Source organism: Mangrovimonas cancribranchiae, assembly GCF_037126245.1.
Taxonomy (GTDB): Bacteria; Bacteroidota; Bacteroidia; order Flavobacteriales; family Flavobacteriaceae; genus Mangrovimonas; species Mangrovimonas cancribranchiae.
This window is the reverse complement of the sequence record NZ_CP136925.1, coordinates 1,065,890-1,081,707: the sequence shown is the minus strand read 5'-3', so window position 1 is coordinate 1,081,707 and position 15,818 is coordinate 1,065,890. Positions and strand designations below refer to the sequence as shown.

Sequence of the window (15,818 nt, the reverse complement as noted above, 5' to 3'; positions counted from 1 at the left end):
ACTATTCTTTCATTATGAAAACAACAAAACTCATTCCTTTAGCGGCTCTTTTATTACTTTTTAACTGTAATAACACCAAAAAAGAACAGCCTTCAGAGGAAACAACTTCTACAGAAATGCCTACTGAACCGGAAGTTCCGGTAAATCCTGATAAAGATGTGTTTTTCGGGAATCTACATGTACACACTAGCTGGTCTTTTGATGGCTATATCAATGGTTCTGTAACAGGTCCCGATGATGCCTATCGCTGGGCACAAGGTGAAAGTATTCCAGGAGGAGGTGATGGCACACCACTTCAAATAAAAGTGCCTTTAGACTGGTATGTTGTAGCCGACCACTCGGAGTTCATGGGAGCATTGCCTTTAATGGCAGACTCTAGCAGCCCGGCAAGCAAACACCCACTTGCCGCAGATGTCACAGGAGACGATGCTAAAAAATCATTTGATGCCTATACCAAAATTCTGGATGACATTTCAAATGGAAGAAACGATAGCATTTTAGGAAATCTAGAACTGCAAAAAGATGTTTGGAATAAAATCATTGATATTACAGATAAGCATAATCACCCAGGAAAATTCACCACCTTCGCAGGTTATGAATGGACCTCCAATCCTAAATGGAGGAACTTGCACCGCATCGTTCTTTTTAAGGATACTAAACATGTGGCAGAGGTTCCGTTTTCAGCCATCGATTCAGATGTTCCTGAGAAATTATGGGCATGGATGGATAAACAACGTGCTCAAGGCAATGAACTGTTGGCCGTTCCTCATAACGGAAATGCCAGTGACGGTTTAATGTTTCCTGTTGAAGAATCTTATGGGGGCAGTAAGATAGGAAAGGCTTATTCTGAAACTCGCATGCGAAACGAGCCTGTTTATGAAATCACCCAAATTAAAGGGACTTCAGAAACTCACCCTGCTTTATCGCCTAATGATGAATTTGCCAATTTTGAACTTTGGGATTATACTTTGGCTTCAACAGCAACACCTCCAAAAAACAAAAAGGGAGGTTATATACGTGAAGCACTTATTCGCGGTATGCAATATGAAAAAGAAGATCAAGGAAATCCGTTTAAATATGGTTTCATAGGAGATTCCGACACCCATAATTCGGCATCGACTATAGAAGAAGACAATTACACTGGTAAATTCGGCTTTGAAAACGATCCAAAACACCGTTTGGATGGACCTCCGGGAGTTAGTGAGGCTGCAGCAGGGCAAGTAAGACAATTTAGTACTGGTGGTCTGGCTGCCGTTTGGGCAGTTTCAAATACTAGAGAAAAAATCTATGACGCCATAAAAAGGAAAGAAACCTATGCGACTTCCGGACCTCGGATGAAGGTACGTGTTTTTGCCGGTTATAGCTTCGATAAAAATATTTTAAACAGTGCAGACTGGGTACAAACAGCCTATAATAACGGTGTCCCTATGGGAGGTGATTTAAAAGCCTCTACTGGCAAAGCTCCATCATTAATTATTCAAGCTGTAAAGGAAGCCGACGGTGCTAATCTTGACCGCATACAAGTGATAAAAGGATGGGTTGATGAAGCTGGTGAAGCTCATGAAAAAATCTATAATGTAGCGCTTTCTGATAATAGAATTGTAGATGCCAAAGGAAATACAACTCCGGTTGGAAACACGGTTAATGCTGCTGAAGCGACTTATACTAACGATATCGGTGCTACCGAATTAAAAACGGTGTGGACCGATCCCGATTTTAATACTAGCTATCATGCCTTCTATTACGTAAGAGTTATTGAAATTCCAACACCTAGATGGAGCACCTACGATGCTAAAAAATTAGGAAGAGAACCGCGTAAGGATTTACCTGTTAGCATCCAAGAACGCGCCTGGAGTAGTCCAATATGGTATAACCCAAATTAAAATAAATGAAAAAATTACTTAAAGAGCCTTTACTGCACTTTTTTGTGCTGGGGGCTCTCCTTTTTGCTATATACAACCTGGTAAATAAAAGTACCGATGAAGAAGAAATTATTGTAGATAATGCCGATATAGAACATATGGCTGAACTATGGCGTATGCAGTGGCAACGACCACCAACCGCCGAAGAGTTAGAAGGTCTTATAGACAAATATATTAGTCAGGAAGTGCTCTACCGTGAAGCTTTAAAAATGAATCTTGACCATAACGACGAGATTGTTAAACGTAGGTTGGCCCAAAAAATGGAGTTTCTAGGTCAGGATTTAACGGGATTGGTTGCGCCGGCCTCCGAAGAAAATCTTAAGGCGTTTTTTAATAAACATAAAGATAAATATGCTACGCCATATAAATACAGCTTGTATCAAGTCGTCTTTACTTCTGATAATCATGCGAATCCTACAAAGAAAGCTAAAGCCGTTTTAAAGGATTTTAGCTCCACATCTCCGTTGGAAATGAAAACTCAAGGCGATCATTTTCCTTTGGATTTTGCTTTAACAGATACAGATGCTTTCTACTTAAACCGAGAATTTGGAGAACAGTTTACTAAGCAGTTAGAAACTTTAACTACAGGCCAATGGGTTGGCCCTGTGAGTTCAGGTTTCGGTAAGCACTTGGTATATATAGAATCTAAAACTGAGCCAACGACACCTGATTTCAAAGATGTAAAATCTGTTGTAAAACGGGATTACGAATATAAAATGGAACAGGAAAGTCAGGAAACCATATTAAAAACGCTTAAAAACAACTACAAAGTACGTATTAGCGCAGATAATATGAATACCATAACCTCGAACGAATTAGCACAAAATTGATAGTTATGAAACGTATGCTTACCTTATTTTTTTTAGTAGCTGTTGGTCTGTGCTCTGTAACTGTCAAAGCTCATGAAATCAGACCTGCTTACTTACAAATAGAACAACAGAGCGAAACAACGTATAACGTTTTGTGGAAAGTGCCGACTTCGGGAGATTTAGTGTTAAAAATTTATCCCGAATTTGAAGATGGATTCCAACTTCAAGAATCAGGTTTATCTAAACCTGTTAGTGGCGCCATGATTCATCAATATAGTTTAAATGGAAACAGATCTTTACAGGGCAGCCGTATTAAGATTCAAAACTTAAAAAAAACCATGGTCGATGTTCTGGTAACCATTAAATATTTAAATGGTGAAAAAACCACACTCATGCTTAAACCAGATAAACCTGAAACCCTACTATCAGGTAAAACCAGTAAATGGCAGGTGGTACAATCGTATACGGTTTTGGGAGTGGAACACATTTGGTTTGGTATTGACCACTTACTTTTTGTTTTGGCTTTAATCATCATCACAACAGGGTTTAAAAAAATAGTAAAAACCATTACCGCGTTCACCTTAGCGCATAGTATTACGTTAAGTTTGGCTGTTTTAGGATATGCAAACTTACCTGGCCCTCCGGTAGAAGCCGTGATTGCTTTAAGCATTGTTTTCCTGGCTTCCGAAATGATTAAATTACATCAAGGCAAACCCTCATTAACGGCTCAAAAACCATGGTTGGTAGCATTTTCTTTCGGACTTTTACATGGCTTTGGTTTTGCAGGTGCTTTAACCGATGTTGGATTACCGCAATCTGAAATCCCTTTGGCCTTAGCTTTTTTCAATATTGGTGTAGAATTGGGGCAAATTGTATTTGTTATTGCTGTTTCTGCAGTTTTATCTCTATTGGCATTCAAAAAAGACTGGCCGGTAGTTGCTAAAAAAGTACCAGCTTATGCCATTGGAAGTATAGCGGCTTTTTGGACGATTGAGCGGGTGGTTGGTTTTTTCTACAATTAAATTAATTGCATGACAAACCTGTTTTTATAAATCTTTCATTTATATTAATAGTAAAATTTCGAGTTTAAAAAACTATTTTTACAATATAGCTATTAACCTTAATCACATATTATGAAAAAAAGCTTAGTATTCTTATTACTTGTTAGTTGCTTTCATGCGTTCTCGCAAGACAAGCCTAACATTTTAGTTATCATGGTAGACGATGTCGCACCAAACTCTTTAAGCTGTTATAGCTTAGGCATGCAGTATCCAACTCCCAATATTGACAGAATTGCTAAAGAAGGGGTTTTATTTACCGATCATTATTCGCAACCTAGCTGTACTGCTGGTCGTGCTGCTTTTATTACGGGACAAAAACCTGTACGTACAGGACTAACCACAGTTGGACAACCAGGCAATCCATTAGGACTTAAAAAAGAAGATCCAACCCTAGCCGAGTTATTAAAACCATTAGGATATATGACTGGGCAATTTGGAAAGAATCACTTAGGCGATCGTAACGAACACTTACCTACAGTTCATGGATTTGATGAGTTTTTTGGAAACCTATACCACTTAAACGTATCGGAAGAAGAAGAACAGGCCGATTATCCTAAGAGTGAAGAATTTTACGAAAAATATGGGCCTCGTGGTATTATAGAGTCTTACGCTACGGACACTTATGACAGTACAGAAGACCCGCGTTTTGGCGTTATAGGCAAACAAAAAGTTACCGATATAGGTAAACTGACTTCTAAACGTATGGAAACGTTTGATGAAGAATTAGTCGCTAAGTCGAAAGACTTTATGAAACGTGCCAAAAAAGCTGACAAACCATTTTTTATCTGGCACGCTACCAGTCGCATGCATGTGTATACCCATCTAAAAGAAGAATCTAGAAATTTAGCTACACCTATTAGTACCGATATGGATCTATTTGGCTCTGGACTTATGGAACACGATGGTCATGTAGGCGAACTATTAGACTACCTTGAAGAGTTAGGCGTAGATGATAACACTATTGTAATTTACACAACAGATAACGGACCAGAACAAAGTACTTTCCCTCATGCTGGAGTAACCATGTTTAGAGGTGAAAAAATGACCACTTATGAAGGTGGTTTACGTTCGCCATTTATGGTACGTTGGCCAGAGCAAATACCTGCAGGTTTAATTAGGAATGGTATTTCGGCTCATGAAGATGTACTACCTACCATTATGGCTGCCGTAGGTAACAACCAAATTAAAGATGATCTAAAGAAAGGAAAGAAAGTTGGTGACATGAATTATAAAGTTTATATAGATGGCTTTAATAATTTAGATTATTGGACTGGCAAAACAGATAAATCTGCTAGAAATTATTTCTTCTACTACTACGAAAGTGGCTTAACCGCCATGCGTGTCGGGCCATGGAAAATGCACTTTGCTACCAAAGAGCGCTATTTTGATGATATGATATCGCATACTATGCCACAATTATTTAATCTCAGAAAAGATCCTTATGAAAAGTATGATGATATTACAGGATTCCATTTAATTATGGAAAAATCTTGGGTGATGCAGCCTGCCATTGGCTTATTAAACGAACACTTATCAACGTTTAAAGAATTTCCGCCACGTCAAGAAGCCGCTTCTTTAGATATTAATAAAGCTATTGAGTCTATATTAAAATCTGATACGCGTCAATAATTTAGAAAAAACTACAAAAAAAAGCTCCGAACGGGAGCTTTTTTTTTATTAAAAACACGACTTAATAGCGATAGCTTAACAAAGAAAAAATACTTAAGCAAATTACAGTGTAAAAAAAATCACTAAATTTAGCCTATAACATATATTAACCAATATTACACTATGAAACAATTTATTTTAAGTGTTATGGCGCTTCTTTCTATAGGAGCTACCTTAGCGCAAAACAAAGACAAACCCAACATTTTAATTATCTGGGGTGATGATGTAGGTATGTGGAACTTAAGTGCCTACCACCGTGGCATGATGGGAGGCTCTACACCTAACATAGATAAAATTGCCGATGAAGGTATGCTATTTATGGACCATTACGCACAACCCTCATGTACCGCCGGTCGCTCGGCTTTTATTACCGGGCAGTACCCTATTCGTGTTGGGCTTGCTACAGTAGGTTTACCAGGAGCACCACAAGGTATGAATGTTAAAGACCCAACATTAGCGACCTTATTAAAACCTATGGGGTATGCTACCGGACAATTTGGCAAAAACCATTTAGGCGACCGCGACGAGCATTTACCTACCAATCATGGTTTCGACGAGTTCTTCGGTATTTTGTATCACTTAAATGCAGGTGAATACACAGAGCTTTATGACTTCCCAAAAGACCCTGAAGTAGCTAAACAATTTGAGCAACGTGGGGTTATTCATTCCTGGGCACAATCAGACGGTAGTCAGAAAATAGAGGATAAAGGCGGCTTTGGTGCTGAGCGTCAAAAAACATTAGACTGGGAGGTTTTAAAAGAATCTAAACGTTTTATAACCGATGCCGTAAAAGATGATAAGCCATTTTTTGTTTGGCATAACTTAACCCGTATGCATATGCATACACACCTTTCTGAAAAATACGATGGGGTTACTGGTTATGGCTTGTATGCCGATGGTGTTAAGGAAATGGACGATATTGTTGGCGAGCTTTTAAATTTACTTGAAGAATTAGATGTTGACGACAATACCATTGTTATGTTCTCTACAGATAACGGTGCTTACTCTTTTGTATGGCCTGATGGTGGTAACCATCCGTTTCGTGGTGAAAAAGGTGTAGGTGGTTACGAGGGTGGCTTTAAAGTCCCAATGATGGTAAAATGGCCTGGCGTAATTCCTGAAGGAACAACTACCGGAGAATTTATGACTATGGAAGACTGGTTACCTACTATTATGTCTCAGTTAGGAGAGCCTGACCTTAAAGAAAAAATGCTTGACAGCTATAAAGCAGGGAAAAGAAGCTACGAAAAAATCCATTTAGATGGGTACGATCAAACCGATCTTATCACCCAAAAAGGACCAACTAAACGTAAAGAATTCTTCTATTTTACAGAAACCACTTTACATGGTGTTCGTTATGGAGACTACAAGTTTTTATTCAAAAAACAAGACAAATGGTTTAATGGTGTGCAACAAGATCTGGTAACTCCTATTGTTGTTAACCTAAAGTTAGATCCGTTTGAGCGCTTTATTGAAGCCAGAGGCTATAACGAGTGGCTGGAAGACCGTGCCTGGACATATGCGCCAGCATTTGGAAAAATAAGTCAGTTTATGCAATCTTTAAAAGATTATCCACCACGAATGAAAAGTATGGAGTTCGATATTGATGAAGAATTAAGAAAATTAACGCCAACCGCTAAAAACTAAATCTTATTATAAGATTTTTAATTTTAAAAGTCCAAGTAATACTTGGGCTTTTTTTATGCCTATATTTTATAAGCTAGTAAACACTCTACACGTTTTACTTTTACATTTTAACAGTCAAAGGTATATTGTATAAAAGTATTATTCTACGTACTCTTAAGACATACTACAGGACAATTTGGTAAAAACCACTTAGGTGACCTTAATTCACATTTACCAACAGTTCATGGTTTTGATGAATTTTTTTGGTAACCTATACCATTTAAACACACAGGAAGAATACCAATAAAAAGTACCCATAAGATCCAGAATTCTTTAAGAAATATGAAACGCGTGGTGTTTTACATACTTGGACGACCGACACAGATAATACAGTTGACCCTAGATTTGGAAATGTTGGCAAACAACGTATTGAAGAAACAGGACAACTTTCCAGAGAACGTATAGAAACTGTATATGAGGAGTTTATGGCTGCTTCTTTAGTTTTTATTAAAAGAGCACAAGATGAGGATAAGCCATATTTTGTTTGGTTTAACCCAAGTAAAAAGTTTCCAATTTTCTATAACGTCCATTTAGACCCTTTTGAAAGTTTTGATAACCTAACAGATCGTTCAGATATTGTATAAAAAAACAATTATATTCTTATAAAAAACTTCGAATAGATTATTTCTACTCGAAGTTTTTTATTAATTTGAATTTTCATTTTTTCATCAAAAAAAGAAATTACTCTAGTGACCTTTTTTAAGATATAAATACTCGTATGAAAAAAGCATCTACTTACGTCATTTGTTTAGCTATTACTATCCTCTTGATATCATGTAAAAATGACACTAAAAAGACTGCTATAAAAGTAGCGACCAAAAACCATCTACCTTCTTTTAACAATGTCCAATCTAGAGATAACATCATAGCTTTTGTTGAAAAAATAACAGATTCTACAAGTGATGAATATGTAGCTCCTAAAGACCGAATTGCGTGTTTTGATAACGATGGTACTTTGTGGGTGGAACAACCGCTACCCTCACAACTGTTTTTTGCTTTCGACAAAATTAAGGCTATGGCAAAAAATCACCCAGAATGGAAAACAGAAATGCCTTTTAAAGCTGTTATAGAAGATGATCTAGAAGCCATGAAAACGTTTCATTCTACCGATATTATTAAACTAGTAGGTACTGCTCATGCCTCGCAAAATATAGAAACGCTTACACAAGAGTTTCAAGACTGGGTACAAACAGCGCAACATCCTGTATTGAAAAAACCTTACACAGCATTGGTTTATCAACCCATGTTAGAATTATTAGATTACTTAAGAGCGCATCAGTTTAAAATTTATATTGTATCTGGTGGTAGCCAAGAATTTATGCGTGCTTGGGCTCCAAATGTCTATGGAATCCCAGAAGAGAATATCATTGGTACAACCTTTAAAACAAAAGTTGTTGGCGAAGGTGATTCTCTCTCAGTAGCACAAACTCCTGAATTTGAATTTTATGACGACCATGAAGGAAAAATCATTTCTATCAATAAATATATAGGTAAAAAACCCATTATGGTTGTAGGGAACTCTGATGGCGATTTAGAAATGATGGAATATAGTACCACCAATAATCCACTACCTCATTTTATGTTGTATATAAAGCATACCGATAGACAACGCGAATTTGATTACGCCAAAGGTGTTGCCGCTGGTGCCTTAATAAAAGGTGATAGTATTGCCAAAGCTAAAGGCTGGACTATAATTGATATGAAACAAGATTGGAATGTCGTTTTTCCACATCAAAATAATTAAGACGAATAACTTTGAAAAACATTAACACACCTAGCTTATTATTAGTAATAATTCTGTTATTACAACTATCTAACTGTAAAGATTCCTCTAAAAGTAAGGATGCAAAAATAGTTACTGTACCACCTAAAACCGGAAACATTTATTGTATCCCACCAGACCAGTTTGTAGGCAAACAATTTCTTGATAAAAAATGGCTTCATATTATAGACTCTATTCCTACTTCACAAGAAAAAAACAACGATTTTAATGGTATGGTGCATATTAAAGGCGGTACATTTTCTATGGGAGGCGATTTACCCGAAGGCTTTGAAAACATGCCTAATACTGCTTTAGCTCAACCAGATGAATTCCCTAAACATCCTGTAAAAGTTTCAAGCTTTTATATGGATGAACACGAAGTGACTATTGGCGAGTTCCTTGAATTTGTTAAAGCTACTAATTATAAAACCGTTGGAGAACACGATATTGACTGGGAAGAGTTAAAAAAACAAGTCGCCCCAGGCACACCAAAGCCGCATGATAGTATACTAAAAGCTGGAGCACTTGTGTTTCATTTTGTAGACAAATCGGTAAAAAAAGATAATTTAGCCAATTGGTGGACCTTTACTAAAGGAGCTAATTGGAAGCAACCGCAAGGAAAATCAATTAATTTGCAAGATTATCTAAACTATCCTGTAACGCAGGTTTCATGGTACGATGCTATGGCCTATGCTAAATGGGTTGGCAAACGGTTACCTACCGAAGCCGAATACGAATACGCTATGAGAGGCGGCGCACACAACACCATGTATCCTTGGGGAAATGATAAGGTGTCTAATTTAAAATACGGTAACTTTTTACAAGGTGATTTCCCCTATAGTAATACTGGTGAAGATGGATTTACAGAAGTAGCTCCTGTTAAATCGTTCCCTCCTAATGCGTATGGTTTATATGATATTGCTGGCAATGTTTGGGAATGGACTTACGACTGGTATGCTGCAGATTACTACCAGCAATTAAAAGATAAAAGCGAGGTAGCTATTAACCCTCTAGGTCCAGATAAAACATACGAAGTATATAACCAAAACGCCATTAATAAAGTGGTCCGTGGTGGTTCATTTTTATGTAACGACAGTTGGTGTTCGGGTTACAGAAATGCAAGAAGAATGCGTTTAAGCCCAGATTCTGGTATGCAACATGTTGGTTTTAGACTTGTTAGAGATGATTTAAATTAATCCTGGACAGTAATTGTCTTTTTAGCAGATTTTAACCAAGGAGACGTAAATGTAACAAGTATGTCTTCTTTTGATGCACCTGCTTTAATGTAAGCAATCATTCGTCCGTGGTAAACCCTGTGCTTATTATCGGTATAATCAGACATATCTGTATTATTACTAGCTTCTAGACCTAATAATGTGGCATCTCCTTTTATATGACACGTAACCTCATCATCTGAAATCATAACAGGAACACCATTTTCATCAACTACTTGAATAGTTATTTGAGCGACTCCATTAGTATTAATCTGTTTGTCTCCATTAACAATTTTAATGGCGTAAGGACGCTTTGAAGACTTAATAGCATCGTGACTAATTTCATTGCCTTGTAAATCCATACCAATAACTTCTAACGTCCCTTCCTGATAAGGAATATCCCAATATAAAATTCCTGTATCATTATTATTATTTTGTCGTTCTCCAACAATGGTATTATTTAAAACTAAAACAGCTTGAGGTGCATTTGTATAACAAACAACTCTAATTAATTGTTGGTTTTTATAGTTCCAAATAGGCCAAGCATCCATAGATGGTTTTTCATCCTTCACCTTATCTTTACTAGCATTAAGCTGTGACCAAACATCTTGTAGTTCGCCATCTCCCCCATTAAGCGGAGATACATAAGTTCCTAAATATGACATTGGCTTATTAGTCCATAATGCCTGACGGAAAAAACCTCTTGGCTTGATAAAACCTCCAAAATCTAATAAACCGGAATAAAACCCTCGTGATGGCCAGGATCCAGACTCGCCGAGATAATCTATTCCTGTCCATAAAAATTGACCAAATACAAAATCTCGTTCAATTACTGCGTTCCAGGCTTCTAATTCATGACGATTTTCACTGCCAAAAATAACGCGATTAGGATACAAAACATGATCGTGATCGTATAAGCTTTCTGTATAATTGTAACCCGTTATATCTAAAGTAAAAGGGTACTCTGTTTGATTAGACATAGCAACACCTGCTAAACCTGCTGTTACTGGTCTGGAAGTATCGTATGTTTTTACAACTTTCACCAAACGCTTTGCTATTTTACCTAGTCGCATAGCATCAGGAGCTTCTTTTTTATAACCTCCAAAAATGGGTTGTGTAAATCCTGTATCGGATCCACCATCTAAAACGGGATGTGAATAGGGATCGTTAGGATAATCTACTTCATTACCAATACTCCAAGCAAAAATAGAAGGATGATTTCTATCTCGTTTAACCATATTGGCTAAATCTTTTTCTGCCCATTCGTCAAAAAAATCATACGATCCTTGATAGCCTGGCGTGCCAACATTCCAACCTTCTATCCATTTTCGTTTAGGGTATTCCCACTCATCAAAAGCTTCATTTAAAACCAAAAGTCCTAACTCATCACATAACTCATACACATCTGGTGCTTGCGGATTATGACTCGTTCTTATTGCATTAACACCAATCTTTTTTAATTGTAGCAAGCGCCTTTTCCAAACCTCTTTGGGTACAGCAGCTCCAAGCACGCCTCCATCATGGTGTAAGCATACGCCTTTTACTTTCATTGAAGTACCGTTTAGGGCAAAGCCTGTATTAGAGTTAAATGTAAACTGACGAAACCCTGTTTTTGTATTTGATTCATCTATCAATTCACCTTCTTTAAGCACTTTTGTATTTAGTGTGTATAATTTAGGTGAGCTAATATGCCATAGTTCGGGCTTTTTAACATTTATAGTTGTTTTTAACGTATCTGACTGGTTTTCTTTTATGTTTAATTTTTCAGATTGTATTGCCACACGCTTTCCTTCTGGAGATAACAACTCGTTAACTATTGTTAGAGATGCTGCTGTGTTGGTTTGGTTTAATACGTCTACTTCTATATTTAAATTATAACCTTTTTTAAGCTTTTTTGGGTAAGCATAAACGCCCCATTGTGCTATATGAATAGGATTAGCATAAACCAACCACACATTTCTATATATTCCTGAGCCTGTATACCAACGGGAATCTGCCGATTTACTATGATCTACTTTTACAGCAACAATATTATCCTGACCATAGTTGATAAATGACGTTACATCGTACATAAATGAAATATAACCATTTGGTCTTTTGCCAACTGAATGTCCATTAATAAAAACCTCACTTCTATTATAAACACCTTCAAAATACAGATACACTTTTTCTCCTTTTCTGTTTGAAGGAATTGTAATGTGCTTTCTATACCATCCTATACCGCCTGGTAAATACCCTGTCGCACTTGCCAACGTTGGACTTAATTGTCCTTTAACAGACCAATCATGTGGCAGATTTACTGTTTTCCAATTACTATCATTTAAATCGGTGCTTTCTCCTTTTTCTACATTATCTAAAGAAAATTTCCAGCTGTGATTAATTGTTTCTGCTTTACCAAAATTTACTTGTGCTAATAAGTAAGAGGTATTAAAAAGTGATAATAAAAAAGAAAAAACTAAGGCTTTGAAAGGCATACTTAAAACTATTTTTTGGTCATTAAAAAAGCCCTGCTATTTATAAGGCAAGGCTTTAACGTATGTTTTTTTGGTTTATTTTAAAAACTCAAGCACATTGGCTTCTATTCGTTCTTGTATGTTTGAAACGTCGGCTTTTATGAAGGTTTCTCCAGTTATGTTTTCGTATAACTCTATGTAACGTTCGCTTACGCTTTCTATATAGTCATCGCTCATTTCTGGTAAAACTTGTCCTTCTAAACCTTGAAATCCGTTAGATATTAACCACTGACGTACAAATTCTTTTGAAAGCTGCTTTTGTGCTTCTCCTTTATCTTGACGTTCTTGATAGCCATCAGCATAAAAGTAACGTGACGAATCTGGTGTGTGAATTTCATCTATCAAGACTATTTTTCCATCTTTAGTTTTTCCAAACTCGTATTTGGTGTCCACTAAAATTAATCCTCGTTCGGCAGCAATCTCGGTGCCTCGTTGAAATAATTTTTTGGTGTAGTCTTCTAGGACGTTATAATCTTCTTCTGAAACAATACCACGTTTTAAAATATCTTCGCGTGAAATATCTTCATCATGATCGCCCATTTCAGCTTTGGTTGCTGGCGTAATAATAGGTTGTGGAAACTTATCGTTCTCTTTCATACCTTCTGGCATTGGCACACCACAAAGCAAACGCTTCCCTGCTTTATATTCTCTTGCAGCATGACCAGACATGTAGCCACGAATAACCATTTCTACTTTAAATGGTGTACATAAATGCCCAACTGCCACATTAGGGTCTGGGGTTGCGGTTAACCAGTTAGGCACAACATCTTCTGTGGCTTTCATCATTTTTGTTGCAATTTGATTAAGGATTTGTCCTTTATAAGGAATTCCTTTAGGCATAACAACATCAAAAGCACTTAATCTATCTGTAGCAATCATGACTAATTGCTCATCATTAATATTATAAACTTCACGTACTTTTCCTTTGTAAACACTTTTTTGTTCTGGAAAGTTAAAGTTAGTTTTTGTAATTGTATTACTCATTATTCTCTATTCTCTATACCTTTATAAGCTTCAATAATTTTTTTCACTAATTTATGACGAATCACATCTTTATCATCTAAAAATATAATACCAACACCTTTAACATCTTTAAGGACTAAAAGCGCTTCTTTTAAGCCCGAAATAGTACGACGCGGTAAATCTACTTGACCTGGATCGCCTGTTAGCATAAACTTAGCATTTTTACCCATACGGGTTAAAAACATTTTCATTTGGTTATGGGTGGTATTTTGACCTTCATCTAAAATAACAAAGGCATTATCTAACGTACGACCACGCATAAAAGCTAAAGGCGCAATTTGAATGGTTCCGTTTTCTATATAGTGGGTCAGTTTTTCGGCGGGAATCATATCGCGAAGCGCATCGTAAAGCGGTTGCATGTAGGGATCTAATTTTTCTTTTAAATCACCAGGTAAAAACCCTAAATTTTCGCCTGCTTCTACGGCTGGACGTGTTAAAATAATACGCTTAACTTCTTTGTTTTTTAAGGCTTGTACAGCTAGGGCTACACCAGTATAGGTTTTTCCTGTTCCTGCAGGACCTATAGCAAATACCATATCGTTTTTGCGCACACTCTCCACTAATTTGCGCTGATTAACGGTTTGCGCTTTAATTAATCGCCCATTTACACCGTGAACTATTACTTCGCCACTTTGTTTGCTGGTTTCGTAATCGTCTTTGCTTTGACTAGTAAGTACACGCTCGATAATATTTTCATCTAGCTTGTTGTACTTCATATAATGCTCCATGAGCATATTAAATCGCCTATCAAATTCTTCTAACAATTCTTCGTCACCATAGGCTTTTATTTTATTGCCTCTGGCTACAATTTTTAATTTTGGAAAGTATTGTTTTAAAAGTTCGATGTTGGTATTGTGCGCTCCAAAAAATTCTTTTGGAGATACCTCTTCAAGTTCGATAATGATTTCGTTCAAAAGCTAAGCGATTTAATTAATTTTTTCAGTTTAGTTTATTAGATTTGCCTTACAACAAAACTACGCATTTTTACGTTGTGTTAGGTTAAAAAAATATCAACAATCCACTTATGGCAATCATTACATTAACAACCGATTTTGGTGAGAAAGACCACTTTGCGGGTGCTATTAAAGGCGCTATCTATAGTGAGCTACCTGACGTGAGAATTGTTGATATCTCACATTCTATATCGCCTTTTAACATTGCAGAAGCTGCTTATATTATACAAAATGCCTTTAGCAGCTTTCCTAAAGGAACTATTCATATTATAGGTATTGATTCTGAGTTAAACCAAGAAAATAAGCATATTGCCATTAAACTAGACGACCATTATTTTATTTGTGCTAACAATGGTATTATGAGTATGATTTGTGCAGAAATTGCGCCAGAAAAGATTGTTGAGATTAATATTCACGATAAAATACAAAGTAGCTTTCCTGTGTTAGATGTTTTTGTTAAAGTGGCCTGCCATGTTGCTCGTGGCGGCACTTTAGAAGTTATAGGTAAGGCTATAAATACGATAAAACCTATTAAAAACCTGCACCCTTTTGTTAACGATGAAAAAACACAAATTATAGGAAGTGTTATTTATATTGATAATTATGGGAATGTGGTCACCAACATTAAAAAGTCGTTTTTTGAAAGTACTCAAAAAGGGCGTTCTTATGAAATTTTTGCCAGACACCACAAGTTTAAAAAAATCTTCACAAAATATAGCGATATTGTTAACTTTGATGTTCCGCCAGAAAAAAGGCAAGATGAAGGTCGTGGACTTGTTGTTTTTAATGCCTCTAATTATTTAGAAATTGCTGTTTACAAAAGTAATAGTGAAACTTCTGGCAGTGCCTCTACTTTAATGGGCTTAGGTTTAATGGATACCGTAACGGTTAACTTTTTAAAAGAATAAACATGTTTGTACGCATTGTAAAAATGGGATTTCAACCAGAAAAAATTAATGAGTTCCTCACTAATTTTGAAGACAATAAAGCCCACATTAGAGCGTTTGAAGGCTGTGAGTTTTTAGAATTATATCGCGATAAAGATAATCCTAATATATTTTTCACCTACAGTTATTGGAATACCGAAACCGATTTGGAAAATTACAGACAATCCGACTTATTTAAACGTATTTGGTCAAAAACCAAACCTTTATTTAACACAAAGCCAGAAGCTTGGAGTGTGGATAAATTACATAGCTTAAAATAA

The 15,818-nt window shown here is 36.5% G+C and carries 13 protein-coding genes; 10 read left to right on the top strand and 3 right to left on the bottom strand.

The features are described 5' to 3' along the window. The first annotated feature begins 14 nt into the window (after window positions 1-14). The 8 genes from R3L15_RS04785 to R3L15_RS04750 all read left to right on the top strand — a co-directional run bounded on the left by R3L15_RS04785 (window position 15) and on the right by R3L15_RS04750 (window position 10,104). Window positions 15-1,883 (top strand): DUF3604 domain-containing protein, encoded by a 1,869-nt coding sequence (locus R3L15_RS04785; RefSeq protein ID WP_338733553.1) that lies wholly within the window; start codon window positions 15-17, stop codon window positions 1,881-1,883. Between the two features lie 5 nt (window positions 1,884-1,888). Next, on the top strand, window positions 1,889-2,752 hold the full coding sequence (locus R3L15_RS04780; RefSeq protein WP_338733551.1) for a peptidylprolyl isomerase: 864 nt from the start codon (window positions 1,889-1,891) through the stop codon (window positions 2,750-2,752). A 5-nt stretch (window positions 2,753-2,757) separates the two neighbouring features. Beyond that, window positions 2,758-3,753, top strand: coding sequence for a HupE/UreJ family protein (locus tag R3L15_RS04775; RefSeq protein ID WP_338733550.1), 996 nt, complete (start codon window positions 2,758-2,760; stop codon window positions 3,751-3,753). Between the two features lie 111 nt (window positions 3,754-3,864). Continuing rightward, window positions 3,865-5,421, top strand: coding sequence for an arylsulfatase (locus R3L15_RS04770; protein ID WP_338733549.1), 1,557 nt, complete (start codon window positions 3,865-3,867; stop codon window positions 5,419-5,421). Window positions 5,422-5,583: 162 nt separating this feature from the next. Further along, window positions 5,584-7,107, top strand: coding sequence for an arylsulfatase (locus tag R3L15_RS04765; RefSeq protein WP_338733548.1), 1,524 nt, complete (start codon window positions 5,584-5,586; stop codon window positions 7,105-7,107). Window positions 7,108-7,571: 464 nt separating this feature from the next. Next, window positions 7,572-7,730, top strand: a complete 159-nt coding sequence (locus tag R3L15_RS04760) for a hypothetical protein (protein ID WP_338733546.1) — start codon at window positions 7,572-7,574, stop codon at window positions 7,728-7,730. A 134-nt stretch (window positions 7,731-7,864) separates the two neighbouring features. Then, window positions 7,865-8,890 carry an HAD family hydrolase gene (locus tag R3L15_RS04755; protein WP_338733545.1) on the top strand — a complete coding sequence of 342 codons (1,026 nt, stop codon included), beginning with the start codon at window positions 7,865-7,867 and terminating at the stop codon, window positions 8,888-8,890. Between the two features lie 11 nt (window positions 8,891-8,901). After that, window positions 8,902-10,104 (top strand): formylglycine-generating enzyme family protein, encoded by a 1,203-nt coding sequence (locus R3L15_RS04750; RefSeq protein WP_338733544.1) that lies wholly within the window; start codon window positions 8,902-8,904, stop codon window positions 10,102-10,104. Here the strand turns inward: R3L15_RS04750 and R3L15_RS04745 are convergent. The 3 genes from R3L15_RS04745 to R3L15_RS04735 form a co-directional block, all read right to left on the bottom strand. Beyond that, window positions 10,101-12,596: a sugar-binding domain-containing protein gene (locus R3L15_RS04745; protein WP_338733543.1), complete on the bottom strand. Its 2,496-nt coding sequence runs from the start codon at window positions 12,594-12,596 to the stop codon at window positions 10,101-10,103. The two genes, R3L15_RS04750 and R3L15_RS04745, sit on opposite strands and share 4 nt — an antisense overlap. A gap of 75 nt (window positions 12,597-12,671) precedes the next feature. Further along, window positions 12,672-13,619, bottom strand: a complete 948-nt coding sequence (locus R3L15_RS04740; RefSeq protein WP_338733542.1) for a phosphoribosylaminoimidazolesuccinocarboxamide synthase — start codon at window positions 13,617-13,619, stop codon at window positions 12,672-12,674. Continuing rightward, window positions 13,619-14,572 carry a PhoH family protein gene (locus tag R3L15_RS04735; protein WP_338733541.1) on the bottom strand — a complete coding sequence of 318 codons (954 nt, stop codon included), beginning with the start codon at window positions 14,570-14,572 and terminating at the stop codon, window positions 13,619-13,621. The genes R3L15_RS04740 and R3L15_RS04735 overlap by 1 nt, the downstream gene beginning before the upstream one ends. A gap of 110 nt (window positions 14,573-14,682) precedes the next feature. Between R3L15_RS04735 and R3L15_RS04730 the strand changes: the two genes are divergently transcribed. Continuing rightward, on the top strand, window positions 14,683-15,519 hold the full coding sequence (locus R3L15_RS04730; protein ID WP_338733539.1) for an SAM-dependent chlorinase/fluorinase: 837 nt from the start codon (window positions 14,683-14,685) through the stop codon (window positions 15,517-15,519). Window positions 15,520-15,521: 2 nt separating this feature from the next. Further along, window positions 15,522-15,818 (top strand): antibiotic biosynthesis monooxygenase family protein, encoded by a 297-nt coding sequence (locus tag R3L15_RS04725; RefSeq protein ID WP_338733538.1) that lies wholly within the window; start codon window positions 15,522-15,524, stop codon window positions 15,816-15,818.

Coding starts and splice junctions, on each gene's coding strand:
- R3L15_RS04775 (WP_338733550.1), top strand. CDS start 2,758: ATGAAACGTATGCTTACCTTATTTTTTTTAGTAGCTGTTGGTCTGTGC.
- R3L15_RS04745 (WP_338733543.1), bottom strand. CDS start 12,596: ATGCCTTTCAAAGCCTTAGTTTTTTCTTTTTTATTATCACTTTTTAAT.
- R3L15_RS04725 (WP_338733538.1), top strand. CDS start 15,522: ATGTTTGTACGCATTGTAAAAATGGGATTTCAACCAGAAAAAATTAAT.
- R3L15_RS04765 (WP_338733548.1), top strand. CDS start 5,584: ATGAAACAATTTATTTTAAGTGTTATGGCGCTTCTTTCTATAGGAGCT.
- R3L15_RS04785 (WP_338733553.1), top strand. CDS start 15: ATGAAAACAACAAAACTCATTCCTTTAGCGGCTCTTTTATTACTTTTT.
- R3L15_RS04780 (WP_338733551.1), top strand. CDS start 1,889: ATGAAAAAATTACTTAAAGAGCCTTTACTGCACTTTTTTGTGCTGGGG.
- R3L15_RS04760 (WP_338733546.1), top strand. CDS start 7,572: ATGGCTGCTTCTTTAGTTTTTATTAAAAGAGCACAAGATGAGGATAAG.
- R3L15_RS04740 (WP_338733542.1), bottom strand. CDS start 13,619: ATGAGTAATACAATTACAAAAACTAACTTTAACTTTCCAGAACAAAAA.
- R3L15_RS04755 (WP_338733545.1), top strand. CDS start 7,865: ATGAAAAAAGCATCTACTTACGTCATTTGTTTAGCTATTACTATCCTC.
- R3L15_RS04730 (WP_338733539.1), top strand. CDS start 14,683: ATGGCAATCATTACATTAACAACCGATTTTGGTGAGAAAGACCACTTT.
- R3L15_RS04770 (WP_338733549.1), top strand. CDS start 3,865: ATGAAAAAAAGCTTAGTATTCTTATTACTTGTTAGTTGCTTTCATGCG.